Below are 18,035 nucleotides of genomic sequence, written 5' to 3' on the forward strand. Positions count from 1 at the left end.
ACCGCCACCTCGTGACCTCAGGACGGCGGTGGCTCGTCCTTCACGGCGTCCGCTTCTCTGCCCGGTGCCGCGCGGCCTCTCGGCGGCCCCGTGCGCGCGGGGTGGGTGACGTGCCGCCTGCCGGTCGGGCTCGTCCAGTGCAGGACTCCGGCGGGCCGGTGCTCGACCTGCCAGGTGCTGGTGTGCCGGAGCCGATGGTGGTGGCGGCAGAGGTGGGCGAGGTTGTCGGCGTCGGTGCGGCCGCCGTGCTGCCACTCGACGCCGTGGTCGACGTCGCCCGCGGAGGCCGCGCGCGTGCAGCCGGGGAAGCGGCAGGTCTCGTCGCGGCGCAGCAGGTGGCGCCGCAGATCGGCGGGAACCCGGTACGAGGTGCGTCCCACGGAGAGCACCGCGCCGGTCTCCGGGTGGGTGAGGATCCGCGTGAAGGAGGGCGCATCGGCCGCGAGCCGGCGAGCGGTCTCGGGGTCGATCGGCCCGTAGCCCTCGAGGGTGCCGGGCTCGTCGGAGCGGCCCAGGAGCGTGAGGACGGGGACGGTGACCGCGACCCGCGGACGGATCCCGACGGGGAGGGCGGTGCCGGTCGAGCGCCGCTCCGCGCCGTCGGTCTCGCCGTCGATGAGGAGCGCCGCCCCGACGTCCGCCCGCAGCTGCCCGATCGTCCGCTTCTCGCCGGGCATCTCGTGCAGGGAGCGCGCCACGCGGTCGATGCGGTCGAAGGCGCCCTGCGCCTGGGGAGCGGGAAGGTGCAGGAGCAGGGTGGCCATGCCGTCGCTCCCGCCGTCGAGCCAGACCGCGCGCCGCGCCGCGCAGCGCCGGTGGCGCTCGGTCGTCGACTCGGGATGCAGTCGCTCCCGCAGAGTCCGGAGGCGGCGCTGCAGCTGCGGGGGAGTGCGGTCGGCTGCGAGCACGGCGGCCTCCTCGTCGAGGCGCCCGCGCACCTCGGGCGGCAGCTCGGCGGCTGCGCGGAGGATCACCCGCGCGTGCTCGGGCGAGATCCGACCCTCACGGAGCGCGGCGAGGGTCTGCGGGAGCTCGTTGACGAGCAGTCTGCTCTCCTCGATCAACCCGGAGACGTGCGCTTCCGACATCCGCAGCGCGGTGGCGAGCTCGGCGACGAGCGCCCGCTCGGCCGCCTCCCTCCGCTCCGCTCGGCTGCGCACCAGCGGATCGACCAGCACCTCGTACGAGGCCGTCGCCGCGAGCCGGGCGCGCTCGACCAGCTCGGCACGCTGCGCCTCCGCTCGCGCCCGGAGCGGATCGGCCGCGCACACCGCATCGACCGCGGAGGCGAGCGCTGCATTGGCGCCCGCGCGCCCTTCGTGGGGTCGCTCCCCGTCCTCGTTCTGAACCATACGAGAATGGTTCCAGAGACCACCGACGCGCGGTCGCCTCCTCCGACGGATCGTCAGAGAACTCGCCGAAGTCGTCCCTGTGGAGGAGCCATCACCTCAGCTCTGGCGGACCGTGGGTGTCACACCCGCCGCGGCACCGTGAACACCGTCTCCACGCCCGGCGAGTACAGCACCGAGTCCGGCGCCCGCGTCGCCAGCCCCGGGAAGCCCGCGACCTCGAGCAGCCCGTCGTCGAGCGCGAGCAGCTCCGCGCGCTGCAGCGGCCACGGCCGGTGCAGGTTGCGGCCGTACCAGGTCGAGCCCAGGTGGCGCTCGTGGTAGGCCCAGCGCGAGGTGAGGAAGTCGGCGAGCGGGTCCTCGGAGGCGTCGGTGCCCGGGGTCGGCCGCACCACGATCCGCGAGCGCGCAGCGGGATCGCCGATCCGCTCGGTCGTGTAGATGACCGCGCCGTGGCGGTGCTCGATCCCCATCCGCGCCCAGCGGTAGGGCAGTCCGAAGACGGCCTGCGCCGTGAGCACCGGGAGCAGGTGCGAGGCCTCGAGCGAGACGAACACGACTCCGCGTCGCCCGTGCCGATCGATCGAGTAGAGCCGCACGTTCACCTCGGGGAAGGTCCCCAGCCACGGCACGCGCGGCCCGCCGAGGAACGCCGTCCGCGACAGCCGGAACGGGATGAGGCCCACCCAGGAGGCGCCGTCGTGCTCGTCCGGGCGCACTCCGGGCGGCAGGTGCGGCGCGACCAGCGCCGGGTCGACCCGCCAGTGCAGGAAGGCGGCCTCGGTCCAGCGCTGGCGGAGGATGCGCGGCCCGCCGAGCGCGGGCGCGGAGCGGGTCACGGATTCGACGGAGGTCACGCCGCCATCGTGCTCCCCGCTGCTGCGAACCGGCCGGTGCAGCGCAGTATCGGCGTGCCCCGCGGCCTCCGCGGCGCGATTCACCGCCCGGAGCCGGCTCCCGCGAGCTCCACCAGCGCCGAGACGGCGACCTGCACCGGCGCCGACGACGCCACCGACCCGCGCACCACCGCGTGGATCGACCGCAGCGGGCGCGGCCGCACCAGTGGCACCGCCACGAGCCCGGCCGGGAGGGGCTGGGCGGCCAGCGCCGGCAGCACCGTCAGTCCCATTCCCGCGGCGACGAACGCGACCGCCGTCACGTGATCGTTCGCCTGCACGTGGAAGCGCGGCGTGAACCCCGCCGCCGCGCAGGCGTCGACGAGGGTCCGGCGGCACCAGCCGGTCGGCAGGTCGTTGTCGATCCACCGGTCGCCCGCGATCTCGGCCAGCTCGATCTCAGCGCGCCCGGCGAGCGGGTGCGACCGGTCCAGCACGGCGAGGTACGGATCGTCGATCAGATGGTGCGCCGTGAACCCGGGGGAGTCCGCCGACCCGCCCGGCTCGGCGACCAGCAGCTGCACGTCGGGCCGGTCGGCCGGGTCCTCCGCCACCTCCTCGCCCAGGCGCAGATCGAGTGCCAGCTGCGGGAAGCCGGCGATCAGCCGCCGCGCGACCTCGGGCATCCACGCGCTGCCGACGGAGGCGAAGTAGGTCATCGAGAGCCGCCCGGCCCGCCCCGCGCGCAGGTCGGCGACGACCGCCTCCGCCTCGCCGAGCCGCTCCAGCACGCGGTCGGCCTGCTCGGCGAGGGTGCGGCCCGCGGCGGTCGGCCGGACGCCGCGCCCCACCCGCTCGAGCAGCATCAGCCCGGTCTCGCGCTGCAGCGCGGCGAGGTGCTGGCTGATCGCCGAGGGCGTGTAGCCGAGTGACGACGCGGCTCCGACGATCGAGCCGGCCGCGACGACGGCGCGGAGGACGCGGAGGCGCTGGACGTCGAGCATGCGCCGACCCTAGCGATCATGAAGCCGCACTGCACGATCCGGTAGAACCGTGGACTGGTGCTGACGCCCGCCGCCCCGCCACGATGAGTCCATGACCAGCACCGCACCCTCCCGCACCACCGCCACCCCGAGCCGCCGCGACGCGGTCCTGCTCTGGTCGGCGATCGCGGTGACGGTGCTGCTCTGGGCCTCGGCCTTCGTCGGGATTCGCTTCGCCGCGGACGACTTCGGCCCAGGCTCCCTCACCCTCGGCCGCATCGTCGTCGGCTCGATCGCGCTGACGGTGGTGCGCCTCGTGCTCACGGCCCGCCGCCACGGCGAGCGACCCGCGCGCAGCCGGGTGCCGCGCGGCCGGATCCTCCTCCTCGTGCTCGTCTGGGGCGTCGCCTGGTTCGGCGTCTACAACCTCGCGCTCAACGCGGCCGAGCGGCACGTGGACGCCGGCACCGCGGCGCTCCTGGTCAACATCGCGCCGATGATCACCGCGGTCCTCGCGGGCCTCCTGCTCGGCGAGGGCTTCCCCCGGCGGCTGCTCGGCGGCATGGCGGTGGCACTCGCCGGAGTCGCGGTCATCGCCTTCTCGACCTCCTCGGGGCAGTTCGACGTGATCGGGGTCGTCCTCGGCCTCGCCGCCGCGGTCCTCTACGGCGGCGCCGCGACGCTGCAGAAGCGCCTGCTCGGGCACGTCGACGCGATGACGATGACCTGGATCGGCTGCCTGGCGGCGACCGTCGCCTGCCTGCCGTTCGCCCCGGAGCTGGTCGCCTCGCTGCAGGCCGCGCCCGCCTCCTCGATCGCCGCCGTCGTCTACCTCGGCGTGTTCCCGACGGCCGTCGCCTTCACCACCTGGGGCTACGTCCTCTCCCGCTCCAGCGCCGGCCGCACGGCCGCCACCACCTACGCGGTCCCGGCTGTCGTGGTGCTGCTGTCCTGGCTCCTGCTCGCCGAGACCCCGCCGGCCACCGCGCTGATCGGCGGCGCGATCGCGCTGGCCGGAGTCGCGGTCGCGACGCTCCGGAGGCGGCCCGCGGGAGTCTGAGGGAGCGCTCACTCCCCGGCGATATGCTGGGGCCACGTTCGTCCAGTCGGCGCCGAGCGCCGGTCACGGTGCGCGCCCGTTACGGTGAGGATCCCCCGATGACCGAGGCCCTGCAGCCGCCCCAGAACGCCCTCTCGCTCACGCCGCCCGAGCCCGTCGCCGCCGTCGCGACCACCTCGGCACCGTCGATCGCGCCGAAGGTGCCCGAGCAGGCGCTGCCCGGCCTCGAGGCTAAGGTCGACGGCTACCTCGCGTCGCTGATGTCCGCGGAGGCCCGCAGCCCCGAGTTCGCGGCGAAGGCCAACGACATCCGCACGATGGGCGACGCCGACATCCGCTCGGCCGCCGACTCCTCGAACCGGCTGCTGAAGACGCCCGTCCGGGCGCTGCAGGAGGGCGGGCTCTCCGAGGGCTCGAACATCGGCAAGACGCTGCTGGAGCTGCGCCGGACCGTCGAGGACCTCGACCCCTCCGAGGACAACATCCAGAAGAAGATCCTCGGCTTCATCCCGTTCGGCAACAAGATCACCGACTACTTCCGCCGCTACGAGAGCGCGCAGTCGCACCTCAACGCGATCATCCAGGCGCTCTACGACGGCCAGGACGAGCTCCGGAAGGACAACGCGGCGCTCAACCTGGAGAAGCAGAACCTCTGGGACACGATGACGCGCCTCAACGAGTACATCTACGTCGCCGAGCGCCTCGACGTGAAGCTGTCGGCGAAGATCGCCGAGCTCGACGCGACCGACCCGGACCGCGCCCGCGCGCTGCGCGAGGACGTCCTCTTCTACGCGCGGCAGAAGCACCAGGACCTGCTGACCCAGCTGGCCGTCTCGATCCAGGGCTACCTCGCGATCGACGTGGTGATCAAGAACAACGTCGAGCTGATCAAGGGCGTCGACCGCGCGACCACGACGACCGTGTCGGCGCTGCGCACGGCGGTCATCGTCGCGCAGGCGCTCGCCAACCAGCGGCTCGTGCTCGACCAGATCACCGCTCTCAACACGACGACCTCGAACATGATCGAGGCGACCTCGCGGATGCTCGCCGAGCAGTCCGCGAGCATCCAGTCGCAGGCGGCGTCGGCGACGGTCGGGCTCCCGCAGCTGCAGGCCGCGTTCGCGAACATCTACCAGACCATGGACTCGATCTCGGACTTCAAGATCAAGGCGCTCGACAGCATGGCGCAGACCGTCGGCGTGCTCCAGGTCGAGACCGCGAAGGCCGGCGAGTACGTCGAGCGGGCCCGGCGCAGCAACTCCGACATCGACGCGGCCTCCTCGCTCGATCTCGGCCGCTAGCCGATGGGCTGGCTCTCCCGCCTGTTCGGCGGCACCGACCCGGTGCCGGAGGAGACCGCGCCCGCACTTCCGCGCGTGCCGTCCAGCGACGACATCCTCGCGGCGCTCGACCGGGTCGCGGCGGAGACCGCGGGCAAGGTCCCCGCGATCGTCGCGGCCCGCATCCGCCGGGTCGACGAGACCGTGCGCGAGATGGTGCCGCGCCTGGACCGCCTCGGCGGGATGAGCCGGCAGGGCCACACCGTCGTCGCGACGGCCACCAGCTACCTGCCCGAGGCGGTCGAGGGCTACCTGCGCCTCCCGCGCGACTTCGCCGACCGCCGCGCCGTCTACAAGGGGAAGACCTCGCTGATGATCCTCTGCGACCAGCTCGACCTGCTCGGGGGCACCCTCGACCGGATCTCCGACGCCGTCTCGCGGCAGGACGCCTCGGCGCTGATCGCGCACGGGCAGTTCCTCGCCGAGAAGTTCACGGAGTCGTCGCTGTCGAGCGGGCTGGACGCGCCGGCCGCTCCGACGACGCCCACCGCTCCCGGCTCGCTGACCCCGCCGAGCGCCTCGTGAGCACGCTGCCGGCGTCCCTCGACGCGCTCGTCCTCATCGGATCCGCGGCCGGGCTCGACGGCGCCGCCGTGCGCGCCGAGGGTGCCCGGCTCGCGGCCGCGGTCGCCGAGTCGATCACCGGGGCGGGCCAGGACTGGCTCGCCGAGACCGGGACCACCGGCGGACTCGAGGCGTTCTTCACCGCGGCGTCGAGCGCCCGGCGCTGGCGCAGCTCGCCGACCGATCTGCTCGCCGGGCTGGTCGCGGCGCACTCGGAGCAGGCCGGCGCGTACGCGCGGGCGCTGACCGAGGTCGTGTCGGCGGCCAGTTCGCTCGGGCAGCCGGGCATCGGCGGGATCGCGGCGGCGTCGGCGACGGCGGCGGCGCAGCTGGGGGCGGTGCAGGCTCCGACGTCGTCGGCTCCTTCGACCTCGGCGCCCACCGCCCCGCGCGATCTTCCCGCCGGAGTCCCCGGGGTCGACGAGATCCTCGCTCGGCTGCGGCGGACCGAGCACGACGGGCCGCAGGACGAGCCGGGACCGGCCGCCGCCGCGCCTCTCGCGTCTCCCGTCGCCGAGCCCGAGCCCGAACCGGTCGAGCCGCCCGAGGCGATCGAGGACCTGCTCGCCGAGCTCGACGCGCTGATCGGCCTCGACCGGGTGAAGAGCGAGATCAAGCGGCAGACCCAGCTGCTCCGGATCGACACCCTGCGCCAGGCCGCCGGGCTCACCACGCCGACGCTCACCCGGCACCTCGTCTTCACCGGCAATCCGGGCACCGGCAAGACCACCGTCGCGCGGCTCGTCTCGCGCATCTACCGCTCGCTCGGCATCCTCTCGAAGGGCGTGCTCGTCGAGGTCGACCGCTCCGAGCTGGTGGCCGGCTACCTCGGCCAGACCTCGATGAAGACCGCCGAGGTGATCGCCTCGGCCCGCGGCGGCGTGCTCTTCATCGACGAGGCCTACGCGCTCGCGCTCGACCAGTACGGCGCGGAGGCGGTGACCACCCTGGTCAAGGACATGGAGGACCACCGCGGCGACCTGGTCGTCATCGTGGCGGGCTACTCCGGGCCGATGCAGGGCTTCCTCGACACCAACCCCGGGCTCGCGAGCCGCTTCTCCACCACCATCGACTTCGCGGACTACAGCGACGAGGAGCTGTCCGCGATCTTCGCGCGCCTCGCCGCCGCCGCCGACTTCACCCCGACGGAGGAGGCGGTCGCCGCCTTCGCCGACGTCGCCGCCGCGCAGGAGCGCACCGAGGCGTTCGGCAACGGACGCTGGGTGCGCAACGTGCTCGACGCGGCCATCGCGCGCCACGCCTGGCGCCTGCGCGACACCGAGGAGCCGACGCTCGACGAGCTGCGGACCCTGGAGGCGGAGGACGTCGTGGAGGCGGAGCTGCCGGACGCGGAGCTGCCGGACGCGGAGTCCCCGGTGGCGGAGCCCGAGACCGACGCATCGACCGAGGAGATCGCATGAGCATCGCCACTGCCGCGCCGCCGGCTCCGCCCGCACCCGCTCAGGCTGCGCCGGCCGCTCGGCGGCCGACGCTCCTCGCCCGCGCGACCTCGACCACTCCGCGCACCCTCCGCCTGCTGCTGGTGCTCACCGCGCTCGCCGCCGTGCTGTTCGGCGTCTTCGGCCAGCAGGCCGCGTCGCTGCAGGCGCGCGCCGCGCAGGAGGCCCGCGAGCAGGCCGCCCAGCTGATCGGCGTGCAGGACGTGCGGAACCTGCTCGTCGACGCCAACGCGATCGCGGCGAACACCTTCCTGGTCGGCGGTCTCGAGCCCGCGGAGCAGCGGAAGACCTACGTGGACAACCTCGCCGGCGCGTCGTCGCGGATCGCCCAGCTCGCCGCGACGCAGCCCGACGACGCCGAGACCCTCGCGAAGGTCGCCACCAAGCTGACCACCTACAGCGGGCTGATCGAGCAGGCCCGCGCCAACAACCGGCAGGGCTTCCCGGTCGGCTCCGCGTACCTCGACCAGGCCTCGGCGCAGCTGACCGATTCCGAGAAGGGGATCCTCACGGATCTCAACGGGCTGGTCACCCGCGGGGCGGACCGCGTCGCCGCCGCCTACGACACCGTGCGCTTCAGCGTGCTGCTGCTGATCGGCTCGCTCGCGATGCTGCTCCTGCTGATCGCGGCGCAGGTCTGGCTGGCGCGGCGGACGCACCGCTACCTCAACCGCCCGCTCGCCACCGCCACCGGGCTGCTGCTGCTGGTCGGGATCGGCGGCGCGCTCCTGCTCGGCTCGATCGCGGGGCGTGCGGCGGCGGTCCGCGCCGAGCCGTACCAGGCGACCCTCGTCGTCTCGCAGGCGCTCACCGCGGCGAGCGACGCGAAGTCGCTGGAGAGCTTCACGCTGATCAAGCGCGGCTCGGGCGCGGCCCTCGAGGCGGAGTTCCAGGCGGCGGCGAAGGACGCGGGCGACCGGCTGCAGGCCGGGGTCGACGACGGCATCGTCGACGGGGCGCTGCTGACGGAGCTGAACGCGTGGCTGGACCTGCATGCGGCGATCCGCGATCAGGACGACGGCGGGAACTGGGACGACGCGGTGGACCTCGCCACCGCCACCGGGGACGGCACCGCCAACGGCGCGTTCACCGCTTTCGCGAACGACGCGCGCACGGCGATCGTCGACGACACGACCACGACCCGCACCGAGCTCGACGACGGGAGCGCGACCGCCTCGATCGCCTCCTGGATCCTGCTGGCCGCCGGCCTGGTGGGCGCCCTGCTCGCCTGGCGCGGCGTCGCGCAGCGACTGGAGGAGTACCGATGACCCGCCTCAGCACCCTGCGCACGGGCGCCGTCGCGCTCCTGCTCGGCACCGTGCTCGCCGTCTCCGGCTGCACCAGCGGCGCGAGCGACCTCGGCACCATCACCGAGGCGACCACGCCGACCCCCACGGCGTCCGCGCCGTCGACCGCCGCTCCGGCCACGGCCGAGTGCTCGCCCTCGGCGGTCACCTCCTACGCGCCGACCGGCGTCACCGACAGCCCCCGCCTCGCGCAGATCCGGGACGACGGGAAGCTCCGCGTCGGCGTCTCGGCCGACACCCTGCTGATGTCCTCCCGCAACCCGCTGACCGGCGAGATCGAGGGCTTCGACATCGACATCGCCCGCGAGATCGCCCGCGCGATCTTCGGCGACCCGACCGCGATCGAGTTCGTCGTGATCACCTCGGCCCAGCGCCTGCCCGCCCTCAGCGGCGACGCCGCGACGCCGCAGGTCGACCTCGTCGCCCGGACGCTGACGATGACCTGCGACCGCTGGAGCAGCATCGCCTTCTCCTCCGAGTACTACGCCGCGGGGCTGAAGGTGCTCGTCTCCGAGAGCAACGAGGCGGACGGCATCGCCAAGCTCGCCGGCGCGAGGGTCTGCGCGCCGCGGAGCACCACCACGCTCAGCCGGCTCGAGAGCGACTACCCCGATGTGGAGGCGGTCGCCGCGGACACGCACACCGAGTGCCTCGCGGAGTTCCAGGAGGGCTCCGTCGACGCCATCGCCGGCGACGACACGATCCTCGCCGGCTTCGTCGCGCAGGACCCGTACGCCAAGGTCATCGGCGATCAGCTCAGCTCCGAGCCCTACGGCCTGGGGATGCCGGCCGGCGACACCGACTACGTGCGCTTCGTGAACGCGGCGCTCGAGAGCATCCGCGCGGACGGCCGCTGGCAGAGCATCTACCAGCGCTGGCTCGGCGATCTCGGCACGGCGACGCCGCCCGCCGCGGTGTACGGGCGCTGATGGCGGCCGGGACGAGCGCGCAGGGGGTCTCGGGGGCGGGCGTCTCGGAGGGGACGCCCGTCGCTCCGGGGCGCCTGGGCGAGGCGATCCCGCAGCGTGCGCTCTTCGACTACCTCGCTCAGCTCGGCCGCTGGCTGGAGCGGACGACCCGCGAGCTCTCGCGGCTCGACGCCGCCGCGCTCGCCTCGCCGCAGGCCGACAGCTACACCGCCGACGTCGTCCTCGCGCAGTCGCTGCGCGAGTCCGTGACCCGGCGGCTCGCCGAGCTCGAGGTCGTCTGGGACTCCGGCCGCGTGGACACCGTGGCCCGCGAGCGGATGTCGCAGCTGATCTGGGGGCGCCTCGACTCCTCCGGCTCGGGCGGCAGCGCCGCCGTCTCGCTGGTCGAGGCCGTCCGGCTCTGCGACGCCGTCATCGGCCAGCTGAAGTCGCGCCTGGAGCTCGACCCGAGCGGCACCGACGTCGCCGGCCGGATCGTCGGGGTGCGCGCCGAGATCGAGCGCTGCCGCGACCTCACCCGCGATGCGCGCGGCACCGTCGATGAGGCCGCCGCCCAGCGCGTCGCGGTGCTCCGCTCGCGGCTGGACGCCCTCGCCGAGAAGGCCGGCCGCGGCGCCGACGTCTCCGGGCCGCTCGGCCAGCTCGAGAGCGACTCCGCCCGGCTGGAGCGCGACCTGATCATCGCCGCCTCCGAGCGCCGCGGACTCGAGCACGACCGGGTGCGCGCCCGCGAGCTGGCCGCCGCCGCGGAGCTGCGCGAGGCACCGCTGCGCGAGCTCGTCGCCCGCTGCCGCCGCGAGATCGCGGATCCGCCCCGCCTCGCGGTGCCCGACGTCTCGCGCCTCGGCGAGCCGCCGACCGGCCGGGAGGAGCTCGACGCGCACCTCGCCCGCCTCACCGCCGTCGGCCGGGCGTTCGACGCCGTCGAGGTCGCCTACACCTCGCCACTGCGCGAGCGGGCCGCCCTCGGCTTCCGGCTGCGGGCCCTGCGCGAGCGCGCGGCCGCCAACGGCCGGGCCGCGTCGCCCGTCGGCGTCGCGGCCGACGCCGAGGTCCGCGCCGCGCTCGAGGCGGTGCCGTGCTCGGTCGCTCTCGCCCGGCACCTGGTCGAGCAGTACGACGTGGTCACCCGCGACCTGCCCACCGCCCCGTCTCTCTCGCTCCCTCGGAAGGCCAGCTCATGAACGGCGACCCCTGCACCTCGACCCCGGGCTGCACCGGCGTGATCGAGGACGGCTACTGCAACGTGTGCGGGCTGCCGGCGGAGGCGCCGGCGGTCGCGGTGTCGGCTCCGACCGCGCGCCGTCCCGCTCCCGCGTCCGTCCCTGCGCCGGCCACCGCCTCCGCCGCCTTCGGCACCGGCTTCGCCGAGGGCGCGCCGAACGCGCAGGCCCCCGTCGGCTCCAGCACCGAGGAGGCGGCGACCGCCCGCAGCGGCCGCACCTCCTCCGCCCGCCTCGCGACCGCCGCGCTCGGCTCGGCCCGCACCGCGCAGACCGGCTCGAAGACCACCCGCCGCGTCGGCACCACCTCCACCCGCCTGCGCGGACCGCGGCTCGGCGCCGGGCTGACGACCGTCCCCTCCCGTCCCGCCGCCGACCCGATGGCCGCGCTGATGAAGGAGGCGGTGCTCCCCGAGCGCAAGCGCTTCTGCTCCAACTGCGGCACCGCGGTCGGCCGCGGCCGCGACGGCAAGCCCGGCCGCACCGAGGGCTTCTGCCCCAACTGCCGCACCCCGTTCAGCTTCACGCCGCAGCTCGCGAAGGGCGACGTCGTCGGCGGGCAGTACGAGGTGGTCGGCTGCCTCGCCTACGGCGGACTCGGCTGGATCTACCTCGCCCGCGACCGCAACGTCTCCGGTCGCTGGGTCGTGCTCAAGGGCCTGCTGAACTCCGGCGACCCCGACGCCTATGCGGCGGCGGTGACGGAGCGGCAGTACCTCGCCGAGGTCGAGCACCCGCTGATCGTCGAGATCTACAACTTCGTCCTGCACGAGGGCGCCGGCTACATCGTGATGGAGTACGTCGGCGGTCCGAGCCTCAAGCAGATCCTCCAGGAGCGCCGCGACGCGAACGGCGGCTCCGCGGATCCGCTGCCCGTCGACCAGGCGCTCGCCTTCGTCCTCGAGGTGATGCCCGCCTTCGCCTACCTGCACGACCACGGGCTGCTCTACTGCGACTTCAAGCCGGACAACATGATCCAGGTCGGCGACCAGGTCAAGCTGATCGACCTCGGCGGGGTGCGCCGGGCCGACGACGAGGAGTCGGCCATCTACGGCACCGTCGGCTACCAGGCGCCCGAGGTGCCCGAGCTCGGGCCGTCGATCGCGTCCGACGTCTACACGATCGGACGGACGATCGCCTCGCTCGTCCTCGACTTCCGAGGCAACCAGACGACCTACGTCGCCTCGCTGCCGCCGGTGTCCGAGACGCCGCTGTTCCAGAAGTACGACTCGTTCTACCGCCTGGTCGCGAAGGCCTGCGCGCCCGACCCGCAGGACCGCTTCGCCACCGTCGACGAGATGCGCGGGCAGCTGCTCGGCGTGCTGCGCGAGGTCGTCGCGACCGACCGCGGGCCGGGGCACCCCGCGCTGCACTCGACCGAGTCGGCGCTGTTCGAGGCGCCCGTCGCCGACGTGGTCGACCGTCCGCTGCCCTGGGACGCGCTGCCCGGGCTGAAGACCGACGAGTCCGACCCGGCGCGCGCCTGGCTCGCGGGCGTCAACGTCGCCGATCCGATCGTGCGGCTGCGCGCCCTCGCCCTCGCGCCGACCGTCACCGTCGAGGTGCGGCTCGCCCGCGCCCGCGCGGCGATCGAGGCCGAGCGCTGGGAGGACGTCGCCCGCGCGACCGGGGAGATCCTCACCGAGGACCCGTGGGAGTGGCGCGCGGTGTGGATGAGCGGGCTGGCCCAGCTCGCCCGCCACGATGACATCGGCGCCCGCGCCTCGTTCAACACCGTCTACGGCCAGGTCCCCGGCGAGCTCGCGCCCAAGCTCGCGCTCGCCGCGGCCTGCGAGTCGAGCGGCGAGCCCGAGGTGGCGGAATCGCTCTACGTGATCTGCGCCCGTGCCGACGCCAACTACACCGCGCCGGCCGCCTTCGGTCTCGCCCGGGTGCGGCAGCACCGGGCCGACCTGGACGGCGCGCTCGACGCGCTCGACATCGTCACGCCGACCCGCTCCTCCTACGTCGACGCCCGCCGTCGCCGCGCCGAGCTGCTGGCCGGCTCCGGCCGCGGACTGCCGGCGCTCTCCGCCGCGCTCGCCAGTGTCGACACGGTGGCGATCGACTCGCGGACCCGGCTCGAGCTGACGACGGGGGTGCTGGAGTCGGCGCTCGAGCTGGTCCGACGCGACGGCCCCGCCGAGGGCGCGACGATCGGCGGGGTCGACGCCACCGAGCCCGCCCTTCGGGACGGCCTCGAGACCTCCTACCGCTCGCTCGCGGCCGCCACCCGCGAGAAGGAGGAGCGCCTGCGCCTCGTCGACCGGGCGAACGCCGTGCGCCGCTGGACGCTGACGTGAGCGGGGAGAGCGACGTGAGCGGGGAGAGCGATGTGAGCACCGCGCTGTCGACGCCCTGCCCGAACTGCGGCGAGCCGGTCTCGACCGGCGACGCCTTCTGCGAGGCCTGCGGGACGACGCTGATCGTCCCGGCCGCCTCCGCCGCCCCGCCCGCCGCCGGCTCGGAGGGCCGGACGGCCTGCCTGCACTGCGGGGGAGCGATCGCCGACGACGGCTACTGCGAGCAGTGCGGCCAGCGCGCGCCGACCGAGCGCGAGCACTGGGCGGAGGCGCCGCACCCGCTGGTCGGCGGCGTCTGCGACCGCGGGATCCGGCACGCGGCCAACGAGGACGCGATGGCGCTCGGCGCGACGGCCGGCGAGGACGGCGGCCTGCGGACCGCGCTGCTGGTGGTCTGCGACGGCGTCTCCTCGACCCCCGACTCCGACACCGCCTCGCTCGCCGCGGCCCGCGCCGCGCTGAGCGCGCTGCGGTCCGAGGTCGGCGGCGAGGTGCACGGCGCCGAGCGCTGGGGCGCGCTGCTGCAGATGGCGGTCGCGCGCGCCTCCGGAGCAATCGACGCCGCGGTGCCCGAGAAGCGCGACAACCCGCCCTCGTGCACCTTCACCGCGGCGATCCTCGACGGCGCGCTGCTGGTCACCGGCAACGTCGGCGACAGCCGCAGCTACTGGATCCCCGACGCGGGCCCCGCCCGGCAGCTGACCGTCGACGACTCCTGGGCGCAGGAGCAGATCGCCTCGGGCGTGCCCCGAGCCGAGGCCGAGTCCGCGCCCGACGCGCACGCCATCACCAAGTGGCTGGGCGCCGACGCGCACGACGAGTCGCCCACCCTCGCCTCCACCGTGCTCGCCGAGCCCGGCTGGGTGCTCGTCTGCTCCGACGGCCTCTGGAACTACGCCTCGCCCGCGGACGACCTCGCGGCCGTGCTGCACGACGCCGTCGCCCGCGTCGGCGACGACCCGGTCGCGCTGGCGGAGGCGCTCGTCGCCTGGGCGAACGAGCGCGGCGGCCAGGACAACATCACGGCGGCCCTGGCACGCTTCGCGCCGGCGACGGAGACTGCGCCGCCGCCTTCCCTGCTGATCGAGTAGGCCGCGGAGCGGCCGTATCGAGATCCACCGTTCTGCAGAGGGCCGGGTCTCGATGCGCCGCTGCGCGGCTACTCGACCAGCATGTGCGCGCGACCACGCTCGCTGACGGGGCAGGTCTCGATCCGCCGCTGCGCGGCTACTCGACCAGCATGTGCGCGCTCCCCGCCGACCGTGGAGGCTGCGCCGCCCCCTTCCATGCTGATCGAGTAGGCCGCGGAGCGGCCGTATCGAGATCCCCCCGCCGTGCCGCTCCGTCCATCCGAGGTGCCGGTGCCTGGACACATCCGCTCCCCGCGTCCGCGCCGTCCCCGCCTACCCTCGACCCCATGAGCATCGCCGAGTCGCCCGCCACCTCGCTGTCCACCGTCGGCCACTGGATCGACGGCGCAGCCTCACCCTCGTCGTCCGGCCGAACCGCGCCGGTCTACGACCCCGCGCTCGGCGTCGCGACCAAGGAGGTCGCGCTGGCCGACGCCGCCGAGATCGACGCGGCCGTCGCCTCCGCCAAGGCCGCGTTCCCCGCCTGGCGCGACACCTCGCTCGCCAAGCGCCAGCAGATCGTCTTCAAGTTCCGCGAGCTGCTCGAGGCGAAGAAGGGCGAGCTGGCCGAGATCATCACCTCCGAGCACGGCAAGGTCCTCTCCGACGCGATGGGCGAGATCACCCGCGGCCAGGAGGTCGTCGAGTTCGCGACCGGCCTCGCGCACCACCTCAAGGGCGAGTACTCGGAGCAGGTCTCCACCGGCGTCGACGTCTACTCCGTGAAGCAGCCCCTCGGCGTCGTCGGCATCATCAGCCCCTTCAACTTCCCCGCGATGGTGCCGATGTGGTTCTTCCCCATCGCCATCGCCGCCGGCAACACCGTCGTCGTGAAGCCGTCCGAGAAGGACCCGTCGTCGGCGATCTGGCTCGGTGCGCTCTGGAAGGAGGCCGGCCTGCCCGACGGCGTGTTCACCGTCCTGAACGGCGACAAGGTCGCGGTCGACGGCCTCCTCGAGCACCCGGACGTGAAGTCGATCTCCTTCGTCGGCTCCACCCCGATCGCGCAGTACGTCTACGAGACCGGCACCCGCAACGGCAAGCGCGTCCAGGCGCTGGGCGGGGCGAAGAACCACATGCTGGTGCTCCCCGACGCCGACCTCGACCTCGTCGCCGACTCCGCGATCAACGCGGGCTTCGGCTCGGCCGGCGAGCGCTGCATGGCGATCTCGGTCGTCGTCGCGGTCGAGCCCGTGGCGGACGAGCTGATCGCGAAGATCCAGGAGCGCGCCGCGACCCTGCGGATCGGCGACGGTCGTCGTGGCTGCGACATGGGCCCCCTGGTCACCGAAGCGCACCGCGACAAGGTCGCCTCCTACATCGCGATCGCGGAGGAGGACGGAGCGAAGGTCGTCGTCGACGGCCGCGGCATCGAGGTCGACGGCGACGAGAACGGCTTCTGGCTCGGCCCGACGCTGCTGGACGACGTCCCGATCACCTCGAAGGCCTACACCGAGGAGATCTTCGGACCGGTCCTCTCCATCGTCCGGGTGCAGTCCTACGAGGAGGGCGTCGCCCTGATCAACAACGGCGCCTTCGGCAATGGCACCGCGATCTTCACCAACGACGGCGGGGCGGCCCGCCGATTCCAGAACGAGGTCGAGGTCGGGATGATCGGCATCAACGTGCCGATCCCGGTGCCCGTTGCGACGTTCTCCTTCGGCGGCTGGAAGTCGTCGCTCTTCGGCGACACGAAAGCTCACGGGGCCGAGGGCGTCCGTTTCTTCACGCAGCAGAAGGCGATCACGAGCCGCTGGCTCGACCCGTCCCACGGCGGCATCAACCTGGGCTTCCCCCAGAACTGAGCCGGGCCGCGAGATGCCACTTATGAGCGACTTCTACGGCGTGTCCTGCTCATAAGTGGCATCTCGCGGGGCCACCGCACACCGACCATCGCAAGGTCGAGCGCAACCGGCGAATCGCGTGTCAGCGATTCGTCGTGGGCGGACGTGCGTCGCTCTGTGGGGCGTCCCCCTCTCGCTCGGCCGACCGCGGCCGATCGACGACGGAGGAGGAGACCGGCGCCGAGAAGCACAGCGCCAGCCACAGCTCAGTCCGGGCATCCACGTCGTCCAAGTCCACACCCAGCGCCCGCTCGACCGCCGTCACGCGGTTCCGCAGCGTGTGCCGGTGCACGCCGAGCTCGCGGGCGGCCGGCTCCCACGCGCCGTTGCAGCGGAGCCAGACGCGGGCGCTCTCGAGCAGCACGCCGCCCTCGGGAGTGAGCAGCGGCGCGAGCAGCCGCCGGGCGAGCGGCTCGGCGCCGGCCGCGGTGAGCAGGCCGCGCATCCCCTGCGCCGACACGTCCTCGAAGCGGAGCAGCGGATGCTCCGCCGTCGACCGATCGGCCGCGCGCCGCGCCTCCACCAGCCCCCGCTCCAGCTCCGACCAGGCGATCGGCGCCGAGGACCCCGCCTGCGCACCGTGCCGCTCCAGCACCCCCGCGATCAGCGCCAGATCCTCCGCACCCGTGATCACCACGAGGGCCCCGTCGCGCTCGGCGAAGAACAGCCGCGCCCCGTTCTCCTCCGCGAACACCTCCAGCTCGTCGAGCAGCGAGTCGCCGCGCACCGGCTCGCTCAGCACGCTCACGCGGACCGGCTCGGCGGGCAGCGTGCCCCAGAGCTGCCGTGCCGTGCGGGCCGCGACGTCGAAGGCCCCGGCGACGAGCAGCTCGAGCAGACCCGAGCGCAGCTGCCGCCGCGAGGTGTCGAGGGCGCGCCGCTGCTCGAGGGCGATGCTCGCGAGCCCGATGACGCTCGCCACCAGGTCGTTGCCGGCCGGATCCAGGGGAGTGCCGGTGCCGACCGCGAGCACCCCGCGCAGGTGGTCGCGCTGCCCGAGCGTCTGCAGGGTGACGCCGCCGCCGTCGTCGAGTCGGAGCCCCGCGCGGCTGCCCCGGGCGAGCGCCTGGCGCACGGCCGCCGCGACCGAGCCCTCCGCCGCCTCCGGTACGTCGAGCCGGGTCGGCAGGTGCACCCGCTGGCCGACCGCGTCGTAGAGCGCGACCCAGCAGTCCAGCTGGCGCTCGAGCTCCGAGAGGATCGCCGCGAGACCGTCCGGGCGCAGCGCCGCCCGCGCGACCCGGCGCAGCGCCTCCAGCGACCACTCCAGTCGCTCGCGCTGCTCGCGCGAGATGACGTCCGCGACGAAGCGGATGATCCCCATGAACGGCGTCAGATCGGCGACCTCGAGCAGCGGCAGCCCCTGCCGGGCGCAGGCCGCGACGAGTGGCGCGGGCACCTCGTCGTGCACGATGCCGGTCGCGAAGCCGAGGGCGCGGATGCCCCGGCCGCGCAGGCGGGCGACGTACGCCTCCGAGAAGTCGGCGCCCTGCGTCTCGGGGCTCTGCTCGAAGTGCACGCCGTCGGTGAGCAGCAGCTGCCCCGATTCGAGCCACGGCGTCGGATCGACGAGGTCGGAGGAGTGCGCCCAGACCAGCGGAGCGTCGAGCGCCGCCTCGTCGTGCACGCCCGCGAGGACGTGAAGGCGGAAGGCCGGCTCGGCGAGCAGATCGCGGACGGTCGCGGGCACGGGCGGCTCCACTCGGG

At 74.2% G+C, this 18,035-nt stretch carries 14 protein-coding genes; 10 read left to right on the forward strand and 4 right to left on the reverse strand.

Features of this window, described 5'->3' with window-relative positions; genetic code table 11:
- Positions 1-17: 17 nt before the first annotated feature.
- From EDF22_RS01505 to EDF22_RS01515, 3 genes are all read right to left on the reverse strand, one after another.
- Entirely contained in the window at positions 18-1,352 is a 1,335-nt protein-coding gene (locus EDF22_RS01505) for an HNH endonuclease signature motif containing protein (protein ID WP_123701892.1), read from the reverse strand.
- A gap of 119 nt (positions 1,353-1,471) precedes the next feature.
- On the reverse strand, positions 1,472-2,206 hold the full coding sequence (locus EDF22_RS01510) for a YqjF family protein (protein ID WP_221180879.1): 735 nt from the start codon (positions 2,204-2,206) through the stop codon (positions 1,472-1,474).
- A gap of 80 nt (positions 2,207-2,286) precedes the next feature.
- A complete protein-coding gene (locus tag EDF22_RS01515; RefSeq protein ID WP_123701894.1) occupies positions 2,287-3,189 on the reverse strand; it encodes a LysR family transcriptional regulator in 903 nt (300 codons plus the stop codon).
- Positions 3,190-3,280: 91 nt separating this feature from the next.
- On the opposite strand from EDF22_RS01515, the gene EDF22_RS01520 reads away from it, so the two are divergent.
- From EDF22_RS01520 to EDF22_RS01565, 10 genes are all read left to right on the forward strand, one after another.
- Positions 3,281-4,228, forward strand: coding sequence for a DMT family transporter (locus EDF22_RS01520; protein WP_123701896.1), 948 nt, complete (start codon positions 3,281-3,283; stop codon positions 4,226-4,228).
- A 98-nt stretch (positions 4,229-4,326) separates the two neighbouring features.
- The gene (locus EDF22_RS01525) at positions 4,327-5,529 is read left to right on the forward strand and encodes a toxic anion resistance protein (protein WP_123701898.1); all 1,203 of its coding nucleotides are present in this window, start codon (positions 4,327-4,329) and stop codon (positions 5,527-5,529) included.
- Positions 5,530-5,532: 3 nt separating this feature from the next.
- Positions 5,533-6,093 (forward strand): hypothetical protein, encoded by a 561-nt coding sequence (locus EDF22_RS20625; RefSeq protein ID WP_185038661.1) that lies wholly within the window; start codon positions 5,533-5,535, stop codon positions 6,091-6,093.
- Positions 6,090-7,553 carry an AAA family ATPase gene (locus tag EDF22_RS01535; RefSeq protein WP_123701899.1) on the forward strand — a complete coding sequence of 488 codons (1,464 nt, stop codon included), beginning with the start codon at positions 6,090-6,092 and terminating at the stop codon, positions 7,551-7,553. The genes EDF22_RS20625 and EDF22_RS01535 overlap by 4 nt, the downstream gene beginning before the upstream one ends.
- Positions 7,550-8,860 (forward strand): hypothetical protein, encoded by a 1,311-nt coding sequence (locus EDF22_RS01540; RefSeq protein ID WP_123701901.1) that lies wholly within the window; start codon positions 7,550-7,552, stop codon positions 8,858-8,860. The genes EDF22_RS01535 and EDF22_RS01540 overlap by 4 nt, the downstream gene beginning before the upstream one ends.
- Entirely contained in the window at positions 8,857-9,828 is a 972-nt protein-coding gene (locus tag EDF22_RS01545; RefSeq protein WP_123701903.1) for a glutamate ABC transporter substrate-binding protein, read from the forward strand. Before EDF22_RS01540 ends, EDF22_RS01545 begins: the two co-directional genes overlap by 4 nt.
- Complete coding sequence (locus tag EDF22_RS01550) at positions 9,828-11,012, forward strand: hypothetical protein (RefSeq protein ID WP_123701905.1); 1,185 nt, start codon at positions 9,828-9,830, stop codon at positions 11,010-11,012. Before EDF22_RS01545 ends, EDF22_RS01550 begins: the two co-directional genes overlap by 1 nt.
- Positions 11,009-13,354: a serine/threonine-protein kinase gene (locus EDF22_RS01555; RefSeq protein WP_123701908.1), complete on the forward strand. Its 2,346-nt coding sequence runs from the start codon at positions 11,009-11,011 to the stop codon at positions 13,352-13,354. The genes EDF22_RS01550 and EDF22_RS01555 overlap by 4 nt, the downstream gene beginning before the upstream one ends.
- A gap of 14 nt (positions 13,355-13,368) precedes the next feature.
- The gene (locus EDF22_RS01560; protein ID WP_123704609.1) at positions 13,369-14,445 is read left to right on the forward strand and encodes a PP2C family serine/threonine-protein phosphatase; all 1,077 of its coding nucleotides are present in this window, start codon (positions 13,369-13,371) and stop codon (positions 14,443-14,445) included.
- Between the two features lie 326 nt (positions 14,446-14,771).
- Positions 14,772-16,289 (forward strand): CoA-acylating methylmalonate-semialdehyde dehydrogenase, encoded by a 1,518-nt coding sequence (locus tag EDF22_RS01565; RefSeq protein ID WP_123701909.1) that lies wholly within the window; start codon positions 14,772-14,774, stop codon positions 16,287-16,289.
- A 121-nt stretch (positions 16,290-16,410) separates the two neighbouring features.
- On the opposite strand, the gene EDF22_RS01570 is transcribed toward EDF22_RS01565, so the two are convergent.
- Entirely contained in the window at positions 16,411-18,018 is a 1,608-nt protein-coding gene (locus EDF22_RS01570; RefSeq protein WP_148059077.1) for a PucR family transcriptional regulator, read from the reverse strand.
- Positions 18,019-18,035 lie beyond the last annotated feature (17 nt).

Source organism: Rathayibacter sp. PhB127 (assembly GCF_003751665.1).
Lineage (GTDB): Bacteria > Actinomycetota > Actinomycetes > Actinomycetales > Microbacteriaceae > Rathayibacter > Rathayibacter festucae.

Bases quoted from the DNA above. Each gene is read 5' to 3' on its own strand.
- EDF22_RS01505 (WP_123701892.1), bottom strand. From the start codon at position 1,352: ATGGTTCAGAACGAGGACGGGGAGCGACCCCACGAAGGGCGCGCGGGC.
- EDF22_RS01515 (WP_123701894.1), bottom strand. From the start codon at position 3,189: ATGCTCGACGTCCAGCGCCTCCGCGTCCTCCGCGCCGTCGTCGCGGCC.
- EDF22_RS01520 (WP_123701896.1), top strand. From the start codon at position 3,281: ATGACCAGCACCGCACCCTCCCGCACCACCGCCACCCCGAGCCGCCGC.
- EDF22_RS01525 (WP_123701898.1), top strand. From the start codon at position 4,327: ATGACCGAGGCCCTGCAGCCGCCCCAGAACGCCCTCTCGCTCACGCCG.
- EDF22_RS20625 (WP_185038661.1), top strand. From the start codon at position 5,533: ATGGGCTGGCTCTCCCGCCTGTTCGGCGGCACCGACCCGGTGCCGGAG.
- EDF22_RS01540 (WP_123701901.1), top strand. From the start codon at position 7,550: ATGAGCATCGCCACTGCCGCGCCGCCGGCTCCGCCCGCACCCGCTCAG.
- EDF22_RS01545 (WP_123701903.1), top strand. From the start codon at position 8,857: ATGACCCGCCTCAGCACCCTGCGCACGGGCGCCGTCGCGCTCCTGCTC.
- EDF22_RS01550 (WP_123701905.1), top strand. From the start codon at position 9,828: ATGGCGGCCGGGACGAGCGCGCAGGGGGTCTCGGGGGCGGGCGTCTCG.
- EDF22_RS01555 (WP_123701908.1), top strand. From the start codon at position 11,009: ATGAACGGCGACCCCTGCACCTCGACCCCGGGCTGCACCGGCGTGATC.
- EDF22_RS01565 (WP_123701909.1), top strand. From the start codon at position 14,772: ATGAGCATCGCCGAGTCGCCCGCCACCTCGCTGTCCACCGTCGGCCAC.